Source organism: Aeromonas popoffii (assembly GCF_000820025.1).
Taxonomy (GTDB): Bacteria; Pseudomonadota; Gammaproteobacteria; order Enterobacterales; family Aeromonadaceae; genus Aeromonas; species Aeromonas popoffii.
This window is the reverse complement of sequence record NZ_CDBI01000027.1, coordinates 1-10703: the sequence shown is the minus strand read 5'-3', so window position 1 is coordinate 10703 and position 10703 is coordinate 1. Positions and strand designations below refer to the sequence as shown.

Here is a 10703-nt window from a genome sequence, read left to right as displayed (position 1 = left end):
TTAGGATCAGTTATTTAGAAAAGACTGGTGATAAAGTCATCACAGGGTACACCAAGCAAGATGCTGTGGCATTCAAGGATTATCTTCTCGGCTCAGGTAAAAGCCCTGCAACGATTAACAAGTATCTCGCCAAGCTGGCTCTCCTCTTCAAGTGGTTAGCTGGACGCATAGAGAACCTATCAAACCCATTTGATGGCCTTAAGCTGCAACGAGTGAAAGAGGTTAATTCTCGGAGCAGTTACACAGATTCGGAGTTGTCCAAATACCTTGCATGGGCAAACCAACAACAGGATTTCCGGAAATGGATACTTCTTCTGGGTGCCTACTCAGGGGCAAGGGCAAATGAAATCTGTCAGCTATACGCCAGCGACATACGACAGGAGCAAGGGGTTTGGTGCCTGCATGTCAGGGCTACTCATGATGACCAAAAGCTGAAAACTGCGAATAGTGAAAGATTGATCCCCATACATTCAAAGTTAATCGAATCCGGTTTCCTAAGTTTCGCAGAGTCCCGTAGTGGTGGGAGGTTGTTCCCTGAACTGAAGTTCAGACAGGACAGTTACAGTCATTTGTTTGGGCAATGGTTCAGCAGGCACAGACCGCTTGATAAGGACTTTCACAGCTTACGGCACACGGTAGCAAGCAAGCTCAAGGCGGTGGGAACTCCCCTTCAGTTTGCTGCTGCCATCTTGGGTCACACCAACGGAGCCATAAGCTATGACCGCTATGGTGGTGGTATCCCAGTTCAGGCACTAGAGACAGCAATCAACGATGCGCTCTAGCAGGCCACTGAGCAAGAGAACGACTTTAAAATAGTCCGGACTTCTCCGAGGTGTTCCGTCCCGTCCCGATTCGAGTTTCCCCCATAGGGGGTACTAAGGTTGGCTCAGAGAATGCGGCACGTAACTGCCCTCTACAATGAAGAAAATGAGCTGTAGTCGTGGAATTATTAGCTTCATGCTTCTGCCCTGATTGCAAGGGTTATCAGCTAATAGCGTTGTACTAAACGCACCGTTACACCCACAACGAACAATGAAGATTGTATACACCTGTGATATGCTGGCTTCCATCAACTGAATGGAGGCTTCACCTTATGAAGCAGTACATAATCTATCATCGCGTATCTACCAAAAAGCAGGGCGAATCAGGACTAGGGCTTGATGCTCAGGCAAGGGATGTCCAACTCTTCTTAGACAACTACAGCGACCAGCCCTATGAGGTACTTGAGACTGTCACAGATGTATTGAGTGGCAAGGGCGGGCTATCCAGCAGGCCAGAGCTTAAGCGAGCAGTTGAACTTGCAGAGAGGCATAAAGCCGTGCTGCTTGTTGCAAAGCTCGACCGACTATCAAGGGACGTTGAACTGATTGCGCACCTCATCAAGCGGGTAGACCTGAAGGTTGCGTGTATGCCTGCTGCTGATAAGTTTCAGCTACATCTTTACGCTGCACTGGCAGAACAAGAGCGGGAGTTTATCTCCAAGAGAACCAAGGCAGCACTGGAAGCGGCCAAGCTTAAAGGTATCAAACTTGGGGGCCTCCGTAGCGGCACAGCAGAAAGGAATGCAGGGGCAAGGCAAGCGGCTGACAGCAGGGCCGAAACCTTCAGGGCAGAGTTTGAAGAGATGAGGGGTCATGGAATGAGCCTCAGACAGATGGCGGACAGCTTAAACCGAAGAGGTATCAAAACTGCTAAAGGTGGCGAGTGGTCGGCAGTTCAGGTTAAGCGTGTAGCTGACAGGCTGAATTCAGCATAATGTTGTAAATAATACATTTCTAGGGTGATGTATTAAACTTAGCCTCCACTTTACCCTCACTGTTTATTGTAAATTTAGGGGAAGTGGCATTCAAATTAACCGGCTCATAAATTCCTTTGTTAACATTGTCGTCAGCAATAAACTTCCGAAAGGATTCACTTTCCTTTTTCTCCCATGCCAACTTAGCTTGATTTATCTCATATGCGGTTATCGCATGAGTTGTGATAAAACCACTTAAAACCACAAATGAAATAATAGCTGAGAGTTTTAATACCTTTTTGGGTATAGGCGGTATTTTCAGTGGTCGAGTATTAATAATAACTATCAGTTTCATGTAACCTCACACTGTCATTTACCTAAAATCAACAGCTTTATGCTACGGGTGGGTCTGACATAAGTCAATAGAGTCCCACGGGGGCGTGCTACGAGCCAAGGCGGATGGCCTGAGCCAGAGCAAAGCTGCCGAGAGACTGGGGCTATCCCTTGCAACCGTAAAGCGTCATTGGAACAAGTGAGCAGGGGCACGGCTAGGGGCCGCCATTGGGCCATAGACAGCTTGAGGCGGCCAGCCACTTGTCAGTGCATCAGGTGACAGAAGAAGTGCAGAGAGGGCCGTAGGCTGCTCTCGAATGAAGCACGCCACTGGCGTGCAACACCGGGTATCTGTCTGCACGTTCTACCTGTTCCCGACTGCTTGCCAGCCACTCCTCCTACCCTCCAGACAACCCTCCATCAAGCCTCCTGCCACACCCTGAGCCGTTCCATTCTTAGGCTATGCCATGACATGCCCAGAGACGAAGGCGAGCCCGGAACGTTTCCTGTGTACTACAGTATACAACCCGACGCATTGCACACAATAGATAGAGGCTGCCGAGCAGCAGCTTGAATAATGACAAATAAATATGCTCAATTACTGAATAAATGATTAAACGCACACAATAGATATGACGCTAGAAATAGACCGCATGGCCAGTCCCTGCTGGTCAGGATTCATACAGCTGAAAGACCTGCCCGATGAGGGCTGAGCTACCACTAGGTAGGCTTTCTCCATAAGCGCAATGGAGCAGCACAGAGACTTGAGCCAACCACCTGTAACAAGATGGTGGGCTCATATTGATTAGAGTTTAGAAGAGACGGCATACCCAACTTGATTGGATTGTTTGAGCGTAATGAACCGGCGCTCCTTCCTTTGGCTAATCAGTACCCAGATACAGCTACCACAGCCCAGCCACCCGCTGCAAGTTGATTGGTAACGAATATAGATGATACAGAGAATTGAGGCCCCTCTGTCACTCGCTATATTCGGGCTGTATCTGGGAGGCTTTGGTACTATAAATAATAAGAAGAGTAAGAGCATTAAACTCATATACTCTTCTTCTTTATATTTCTTTTCCCATCGTAGATGGAAAGCTATAAGTAATCTTTAGTAACCACTAGAAGTTTATATCGCGCACCTGTCATGCGATATGGAATAGCTAACAGCTTGCCATTCTCAAGAATGGTAACTCTCCATGCAAGCATGGGAAAAGAAAAGAGATATTACGATGCAAGAGAAAAGACCATAACATTAATTAGCCTCTCGGCTGAATCTGGTTGGGTGGCTATATGACTTACACACTTACTGAATTGCCATCGATAGCTGACTTGCTTGCTCGCATCGAGAAGCTAGAGGAGGAGCTGGCAAATGTATCAAACAATTAAAGTTCCCAGACACATGGCAATCTGGGAAAGCATCTGGATGAAAACAAACCCAGTTACTAGCCATGCTGATACCTTTCATGGATTCACAGTATGTGATGAGTGGAGGGAAGCTGATGGATTTAAAGCTTGGTATGATTTAAATAACGTAGATGATTATGAGCTGACTTGTGACATTTACGATAAAGATAACAAGCACTATTCACCAGACGCAGCTTTATTTGTTCCACCGCAACTAGCTAGCCTACTTAGAAATAGAGGCGCTGGATTTCCTAGTGGTGTTTGGAAACATGGGGATGATTACCATGCAACTTACTGGTTTGGGCGGCTTCACTCCCTAGTTGACTGTACAGATGAGCCAAGCGCATGGAAAGCCTATGGCCTGCACAAGCTTACACAATTTCGTGGAAAGATAGCTGATGAGCTATATGACCACATAGAGAGTCAAATTAAATTAGGTATTCGATAAGAATCCGCAACTATAAGGGGCCCAAATATGGCTATCAAGATTACTACCCCAGAAGCTGCTATTGCAGAGAAAACTGCCGCATCCAGCAAGCCTGCAATTCCTGCCCGTATGACCAAGGATGTTTATCAAGAGATGATGACTCACCCTGCATATAAGGCCAATGCTAACTTTGCTGAAAAGATTGATGCCGTTCGCCGCAACTCCATCAGCATGGAACAGCGGGAATATCAAATTCAACTTCAGGACGCTGCTCTCGGTCAACATAACCTGCGAGGTGGCAAGTAATGGGCATCACTGGAGATAAAATTGGCAAGAGCGTCCAGCTCTATTCCGTTTCTGGTGCAACTACTGCCCTAGTTACCGAGGCGAACCTCAAGAGTGCCACGCACCCTATCAATATCAAGCACCTGTCTGGCAAGTACGAGGGTTGCTATGTGGCCGTCAGGCTAGCTTCAGGCAAAATCTCGCTGGCTATCGCTCAGGGTGAAGCACCTACCGCGGCATGGTCGATTGTCAGCTTGGCAGCTACAGATGTCGCCCCCGCCTGATAAGGGTCGCCAGTGGCTCAACAAGGCCAAGCAGTTACTGGCCCTTGCCTTTGCATGGTCGAGGTTTCCCCTGCTCGCATACCCCCTCTGGTGGGCCTTACAGCGTATTTCGGACAATGCATGAATCCTTGTGTACTGGAGTACACAAAACTATTAAACACGCACAATCGAACAGGTATCAGAAATCAAATTCGTGATGCTTCGCTGAATAACGGAAAACCATTTCAAATAGAAGAAGACTTCCCTGACGATTTGCCAGCATGCATAATCAAGATGGTAGGTATAGCGAGCACAAGATGGGGTGTCAGAGGCAAACAGCTTTTACCAGAGACCAATTTGGGGCTTCGAAATATCTACCTCATTGCAGCACAGCAATATATTGAATACTGCAAATCGCAGACATAACCAAGTTAAGCAATACCCCCCCTGCAACTCAGGCGCTCAACTCGCATCTGGGTTTTCTTATTCCATTTATTCAAGGAGACCGCACATGTCCTTTATCAATCTCGACCACAACACCCAGAAGCAAGTAATCATCAGCATCCTGAATGCTAACCGAGCAGATATTAAGTCTGAGGTACTCGGAAAAGATTCCATGTCTATCGCTTCTTCTCTCTCCCCTATTGAGCTGCGCCATGATGGCGTTAACTTCGACCGCAACACTGTAGTCGATACTCTTGATTTCGAGATTCGTTGCCTACAGGTGACTGGCAAGTACAGCCATGATTCTGGTTTCCTGCCGAGCACCGAAGGCAAGACCCCTTCCCAATGGCTGATTGAGCTGGTAGCCCTTCGCCGTAAAGTTGATGGCTTTACCAAGCCTGCCCGCACAATTGAGGAATGTGACCAACCCGCTGATAAGCGATTCGTTGAGCAGTTCGCTGGGTGGCGAGCACCGTTGCTTGTATCCCTGCACCCCACTTGGGCATCTTCTGTTTACAAGTGGCTGGCTGATGGCTCCGAATCTGATTATGCAAAGGTTCTTCGCTTCGATGCCGAAACACCAAAGCAGGCCCTCGCTGACCTTAATAAAGCTGCGGAAGCCAAGAACCCTGTTGCCGCTCATCGTCTGGTGACTACTGCCATGCACTCTGTGCGCCTGAGCCCTGCTGAAATTGAAGCGAACTATGCAACCATCAAGGCAGCTAGCATCACCCAGCCTGTCTACATGGAAGTTGAAAGCCAACTGTTCGGCATTGTAGGCACCCAGCAACTGCAAGTATCCCTTGCCAAGTATCTGGGCATCGACACCGAGAGCAAGTTGGGCCACCTGAGAGAGACTGTCTTTGCACAGAACAAGGCGGACTTTGATGCACTGGTGCAGAAAGAGCTTGATGACGAACGCAAGGCAGCAGAAGCAGCAGCCCGCCAGTCAGAGATTGAACAGGCTATGTCACTGTCTGAGAAGCTGGAGAAGGCCCGAGCTGCCGTAGCCGCTGGAACAGCAACCAAAGAGGAACTGGCCCTGTTCATGGCTAATTCCTGATTATGGTAACAGTAACCCAAATCAAGGGGGCGCTTTCACTGGCACCCCAGTTTGCTAGGGGCGGTTCTGGCTTGGTCTGGCTAACAGGCCCACGATGCGGACAGATGGCAGGGACAAAAACGAACCACGGTTACTATCAGGTTAAGTTCAAGGGTGAGCGCCTATATGCTCATCAGATTGTTGCCATGCTAGCGGGCCTCAAGGACTGGAGATCACCAAGACGTGAGCCACTGAGATTTTGCATTGACCATCTAAACGGAATTAGGGATGACAACAGACCAAGCAACCTTAGGGTGGTTACATATCGTCAGAATGCAGCCAATCAACGGTGCTACCGAGAGGGCAAGCTAATAGGTGCATGGTTTGAGAAACGAACGAGAAGATGGCGGTCACAGATAAGGGTGAAGGGTAGCCGGATTTGTTTAGGGACTTTCCCAACAGAGGAAGCTGCACACGGTGCTTATGTGAAGAAGTTAGGGGAACTTGGCATGACCTTAGCGAGCTGATAATCTTTGCTGGTCATCCACACAAGTTGGATCACCTAGCAGATATACATGCTAAGTAATTGATATATAAAGAAAGGTGGTGGCCCCACCAGCCGCATCCCGGCACTCGAGTCCCCCGCCTTGGCTGCTACCTTCCGGTCCTGACCAGGTTGACGAGTTATCAATGCGAGAGGACCAATGGGGCCACCGGCGACGAGAATAGCAAAGTCCCGTTTCATTGCAATGGCTTTCTACCGAGGGACGAACCGTTTGCCTTATTTTTCAACAATCTGCCGAATGAATCAGCTAAACAGCATGAACTTGGCCCCCACCAGCAACATCAGCAGGGCGAACGCCTGCTTGAGCCGTTGCGGGGAAAGTCTATGGGCAAGCCTTGCCCCCACACGGGCAAACTGGGTGCTGGTGAGCACTATGCCGAGCAGGGCGGGCAGGTAGATGAAACCCAGGCTCCATTCTGGCAGCTCGGCATTGCCCCAGCCGGCATAGAGGTAACTGAGGCTGCCCGCCAGGGCGATGGGCATGCTGCAGGCGGCAGAGGCCGCTACGGCGCTGCGTATCGGCACGCTGTTCCAGCTGAGATAGGGCACGGTGAGCGAGCCACCGCCGATGCCAAATAACGCCGACATCCAGCCGATAACGGTGCCCGCGATGCCGGTGCCGACAGGCCCCGGCAGGTGCCGCTCCGCCTTGGGCTTGAGGTTGAGCCCCATCTGCAGCGCCATGGTCCAGGCGAAGCAGCCGATGATGATGTTGAGGGTGCTGGCGCTGAGCAGGTTGGCTGTCATGCCGCCAAGCCAGGCGCCGATCAGCATGCCGGCCCCCAAGCGGCGGATCACCACCCAGTCAACCACACCGGCCTCCTGATGTGCCCGCAATGAGCTGAAACCGGTGAAGATCATGGTGGGCAGCGAGGTACCCAGTGCCAGATGGGTAATGATATCGGGGGGGACTCCCTGAGCGTGAAAACTGAGTACCAGCACGGGCACTATGATGAGACCGCCGCCGATCCCGAACAGCCCCGCCAGCATGCCCGCGAAAGCACCCAGCAGCAGATAACCCATAAACAGCATAACAATTCCTTCCGAGGCGGCGCCTGACCATCCAGGCCAGAACGCGCATAAAAAAAGAGATGGCCCTTGGGCCATCTCTTCATTGTGCCGGTTAACTCAAGGGAATGGTACCGTCCATGACCTTGTAGAAGGCCAGTACGGCGCACCCGAGCAGTGCCGCCGTCATCCCCTGCTCCAACCGGTTGAGGCCGCGCAGCCCGTGGTGCTGACGCGCCTTCCAGTAGATGAAGATGCCGGGGCTGTAGAGCAACGCCACCAGCAGCAGATACTCGACACCGGCGGCATAGACCAGCCAGCAGCCATAGAGAGTGGCCATCAGTGCCAGCAGCAGGTCACGCTTGCGCTGATGGGGCTGGCCCTCATAGGTCTCCCCTTTCAGCGCCAGCTTGAGGCCATAGGCACCGGAGAAGACATAGGGCACCAGTGCCGCCGAGGTGGCAATGTTGACCAGCGCCAGATAGGTGCTGCTCTGGAAGTAGATGATGATGAGGAAGGTCTGCACCAGGCAGGTGGAGCACCAGAGCGAGACCTTGGGCGAGCCGTTCTTGTTCTCCTTGGCAAACCAGCCAGGGAAGACCCCTGTCTTGCCCGCGATGTAGGGCACTTCCGCCGCCAGCACAGTCCAGCTCAGCAGGGCCCCCATCACCGAGATCACCAGACCTATGTTGATGAGCCAGGCGCCCCAGGGGCCCACGACGGCTTCCAGGATCATGGCGGTGGACGGATTCTTGAGGGCGGCCAATTGTGGCTGACTCATGACCCCCAGAGAAAACAGGGTCACCATGACGTAGAGTGCCAGCGCACCGAGCAGTGCCAGCACGGTGGCACGACCCACATCCTTGCGATGGCGGGCACGGGCGGAGACCACCACGGCCCCTTCGATACCAATGAAGACCCAGAGCGTCACCTTCATGGTGGACTTGACCTGATCCATCACAGATCCCAGCTCCACGTTGTCCTGGCCCCAGATATCCAGGGTGAAGGTTTGCATGTTGAAGGCAAGCAGGATGGCCACACAGAACACAATGAGCGGCACCATCTTGGCGATGGTGGTGACTATGTTCACCAGGGCCGCGACCTGGATCCCGCGCAGCACCAGGGCGTGCACGGACCAGATGAGGATGGAGGCGAGCGTGATGGCCACGGGGGTGTTGCCGTCGCCGAAGATGACATTGTCCGGGGTATCGAAGAAGTAGCTCAGGGCGCTGAACACGACGATAGCGTAGGAGACGTTAGCCAGCAGCTGGCAGAGCCAGTAACCCCAGGCGGCGTTGAAGCCGATGAAATCGCCAAAACCGGCCTTGGCATAACTGAAGATACCGCCATCGAGATCCGGGCGGCGCATGGAGAGATTCTGGTAAACCAGCGCGAGACAGATCATGCCAAGACCTGTGATGGCCCACCCCAGGGCGACGGCCCCGGCGCTGGCATGAGCGGCAATATTTTGTGGCAGACTGAAGACCCCGGCGCCGACCATGGAGCCGATCACCAGCGAGATGAGGGCGCCGAGCCCTAGTTTCTTGTCCATCTCAATCCTGTTTGATTAAGCGGCGGCTGAGCATCCGTATTCATACAGCGCGCAATATGGGAGGGGCGAAAAATCCGTACCCCGTGAAAAAGGCGGCAACTATATTGCATGACTATTCCGACCGCAATCCCTCGTACCGTCAATCATGCGCCGTCTTGACCGCGCGCAATTCTACAGCACTGACTTCAAGCGCCTGTGAGCTGGCTCAAATTAAGAAAGACCCGTTGATATTTCACATTTCCCCATGACTTCGCCCCCGTTTTTCCAGATCGGCCCTGCATGAGCATGCAGCTTGTCGTCAGGGCGTGCAGCCAGCTTGCTGACAAAAGATTCAATAAAAATGCCCCTGTGCCAGAGGCTAGGGGCATCTTCTTCACCGCCGATAAACTCAGAGCCGCAAGCCGCCATCGAGCGCTATCATGCGCCCGGACAGATAATCATTGGCGAGAATAAAATGCACGGTTTCAGCCAGCTGGTGCGCCTCCCCCAGGCTGCCAACCGGGATGGCCTGCTGCATTCTGGCCATCGCCTCCGGTTTCATCGCCGCCGTCATGTCGGTGGCAAACACCCCGGGGGCTATGCCCATCACTCGAATGCCATGGCGAGCCAGCTCCCGCGCCCAGGTGACCACCAGGGAGGCCACTCCCGCCTTGCTGGCGGCATAGTTGCTCTGGCCTATGTTGCCGGCACGGGCAATGGAGGAGATGTTGACTATCACGCCGCCCTGCCCGTCCTTGGCCATCAGGGCTGCCCCTTCCCGACCACAGAGGAAAGTGCCGGTCAGGTTGACATCGATGACAGCCTGCCACTGGGCCAGACTCATCTTCTCCACCAGCTCTCCCTCTTTCACCTTGATCAGCATGCCATCCCGCAGGATCCCGGCGCAGTTGATGAGGCCATGCAGGCCACCCAATTGTTCTTTGATCGCAGCAAAGGTCGTCTCCACCTCGGCTTCACTCGCCACGTTGCAGACGAACAGGGCGCACTGGCCATCACGACTGCGCAGCTCCGCTTCGGTCACCTCCAGATCGGTGCGATTCACATCGATCAACGCCAGTATGGCGCCCTGCTCCGCGAGCCTCAGGGCGATGGCACGGCCAAGCCCCCGCCCCGCCCCCGTGACGGCGATGACCTTCTGCTTGATATCCATGGGTACTCCTTGTTGTTAACTGAGTTGCAGCCCGCTTGATGAGGTGATGGGCACACTGCCGCAGACTAACCGGCCTGTGACGGGTCCGGCGTTTTATCCAGATAGAGCTCAACGATGCTGGAAAAATCCTTGTGCTCCTGGCCCTGCGTCGCGTGCAGGTTGAACAAGTTACGAGCCAGCGCCCCCATGGGCACGGCGCTGTGAGCATGTTCGGCCAGCGCCATCGCCAATCCCAGATCTTTGACCATCAGCCGGGTCATAAAGCCCCCCTGATAGTGGCGGGCGGCGGGCACGTTCTCCATCACACCAGGCCAGGGGTTGTAACGCTCCAGGCTCCAGTTGTTACCCGAGCTCTTGCCCATGATGGTGGAGAGGACGCCCGGGTCCAGTCCCTCCTTCACCCCGAGCGCCAGCGCCTCGGCGGGGCCCGCCATGTGGATGGCAAGCAGCATGTTGTTGCACATCTTGGCGATCTGGCCCGCCCCGAGCGCC

The 10703-nt window shown here is 53.1% G+C and carries 12 protein-coding genes and 1 other RNA gene; 7 read left to right on the top strand and 6 right to left on the bottom strand.

The window, feature by feature from the left end:
- Together BN1129_RS06180 and BN1129_RS06175 are read left to right on the top strand one after the other, a co-directional pair.
- Positions 1-782: site-specific integrase (locus tag BN1129_RS06180; RefSeq protein ID WP_042035206.1), on the top strand; the 782-nt coding region annotated here is incomplete at its 5' end.
- A 311-nt stretch (positions 783-1093) separates the two neighbouring features.
- Positions 1094-1756, top strand: coding sequence for a recombinase family protein (locus BN1129_RS06175; RefSeq protein WP_042035205.1), 663 nt, complete (start codon positions 1094-1096; stop codon positions 1754-1756).
- 19 nt (positions 1757-1775) lie between these two features.
- Here the strand turns inward: BN1129_RS06175 and BN1129_RS23150 are convergent, their stop codons facing one another.
- Positions 1776-2090 (bottom strand): hypothetical protein, encoded by a 315-nt coding sequence (locus BN1129_RS23150; RefSeq protein ID WP_157013278.1) that lies wholly within the window; start codon positions 2088-2090, stop codon positions 1776-1778.
- 1350 nt (positions 2091-3440) lie between these two features.
- Between BN1129_RS23150 and BN1129_RS23145 the strand changes: the two genes are divergently transcribed.
- The 5 genes from BN1129_RS23145 to BN1129_RS24570 all read left to right on the top strand — a co-directional run bounded on the left by BN1129_RS23145 (position 3441) and on the right by BN1129_RS24570 (position 6463).
- Complete coding sequence (locus tag BN1129_RS23145) at positions 3441-3923, top strand: hypothetical protein (protein ID WP_157013277.1); 483 nt, start codon at positions 3441-3443, stop codon at positions 3921-3923.
- A 27-nt stretch (positions 3924-3950) separates the two neighbouring features.
- Positions 3951-4208 (top strand): hypothetical protein, encoded by a 258-nt coding sequence (locus BN1129_RS06170; RefSeq protein WP_042035204.1) that lies wholly within the window; start codon positions 3951-3953, stop codon positions 4206-4208.
- On the top strand, positions 4208-4471 hold the full coding sequence (locus BN1129_RS06165) for a hypothetical protein (RefSeq protein WP_042035202.1): 264 nt from the start codon (positions 4208-4210) through the stop codon (positions 4469-4471). Before BN1129_RS06170 ends, BN1129_RS06165 begins: the two co-directional genes overlap by 1 nt.
- Positions 4472-4961: 490 nt before the next feature.
- Positions 4962-5957, top strand: a complete 996-nt coding sequence (locus BN1129_RS06160; RefSeq protein ID WP_042035201.1) for a hypothetical protein — start codon at positions 4962-4964, stop codon at positions 5955-5957.
- A 2-nt stretch (positions 5958-5959) separates the two neighbouring features.
- Positions 5960-6463 carry an HNH endonuclease gene (locus BN1129_RS24570; protein ID WP_084204588.1) on the top strand — a complete coding sequence of 168 codons (504 nt, stop codon included), beginning with the start codon at positions 5960-5962 and terminating at the stop codon, positions 6461-6463.
- An 83-nt stretch (positions 6464-6546) separates the two neighbouring features.
- Here the strand turns inward: BN1129_RS24570 and ffs are convergent.
- From ffs to BN1129_RS06130, 5 genes are all read right to left on the bottom strand, one after another.
- An RNA gene (gene ffs / locus BN1129_RS22300) (signal recognition particle sRNA small type) lies at positions 6547-6643 on the bottom strand.
- A 101-nt stretch (positions 6644-6744) separates the two neighbouring features.
- Positions 6745-7533: a sulfite exporter TauE/SafE family protein gene (locus BN1129_RS06150; protein ID WP_042035199.1), complete on the bottom strand. Its 789-nt coding sequence runs from the start codon at positions 7531-7533 to the stop codon at positions 6745-6747.
- Between the two features lie 91 nt (positions 7534-7624).
- Positions 7625-9061: an arginine-ornithine antiporter gene (gene arcD / locus BN1129_RS06145; RefSeq protein WP_042035198.1), complete on the bottom strand. Its 1437-nt coding sequence runs from the start codon at positions 9059-9061 to the stop codon at positions 7625-7627.
- Between the two features lie 388 nt (positions 9062-9449).
- The gene (locus tag BN1129_RS06135; protein WP_042035194.1) at positions 9450-10211 is read right to left on the bottom strand and encodes an SDR family oxidoreductase; all 762 of its coding nucleotides are present in this window, start codon (positions 10209-10211) and stop codon (positions 9450-9452) included.
- A 65-nt stretch (positions 10212-10276) separates the two neighbouring features.
- The coding region (locus BN1129_RS06130) for an NAD-binding protein (protein WP_042035191.1) at positions 10277-10703 on the bottom strand (427 nt) is incomplete at its 5' end.

What these genes read in the sequence shown, in the direction of transcription:
- BN1129_RS06175 (WP_042035205.1), top strand. Translation starts at nt 1,094, where the DNA reads ATGAAGCAGTACATAATCTATCATCGCGTATCTACCAAAAAGCAGGGC.
- BN1129_RS23150 (WP_157013278.1), bottom strand. Translation starts at nt 2,090, where the DNA reads ATGAAACTGATAGTTATTATTAATACTCGACCACTGAAAATACCGCCT.
- BN1129_RS23145 (WP_157013277.1), top strand. Translation starts at nt 3,441, where the DNA reads ATGTATCAAACAATTAAAGTTCCCAGACACATGGCAATCTGGGAAAGC.
- BN1129_RS06170 (WP_042035204.1), top strand. Translation starts at nt 3,951, where the DNA reads ATGGCTATCAAGATTACTACCCCAGAAGCTGCTATTGCAGAGAAAACT.
- BN1129_RS06165 (WP_042035202.1), top strand. Translation starts at nt 4,208, where the DNA reads ATGGGCATCACTGGAGATAAAATTGGCAAGAGCGTCCAGCTCTATTCC.
- BN1129_RS06160 (WP_042035201.1), top strand. Translation starts at nt 4,962, where the DNA reads ATGTCCTTTATCAATCTCGACCACAACACCCAGAAGCAAGTAATCATC.
- BN1129_RS24570 (WP_084204588.1), top strand. Translation starts at nt 5,960, where the DNA reads ATGGTAACAGTAACCCAAATCAAGGGGGCGCTTTCACTGGCACCCCAG.
- BN1129_RS06150 (WP_042035199.1), bottom strand. Translation starts at nt 7,533, where the DNA reads ATGCTGTTTATGGGTTATCTGCTGCTGGGTGCTTTCGCGGGCATGCTG.
- arcD (WP_042035198.1), bottom strand. Translation starts at nt 9,061, where the DNA reads ATGGACAAGAAACTAGGGCTCGGCGCCCTCATCTCGCTGGTGATCGGC.
- BN1129_RS06135 (WP_042035194.1), bottom strand. Translation starts at nt 10,211, where the DNA reads ATGGATATCAAGCAGAAGGTCATCGCCGTCACGGGGGCGGGGCGGGGG.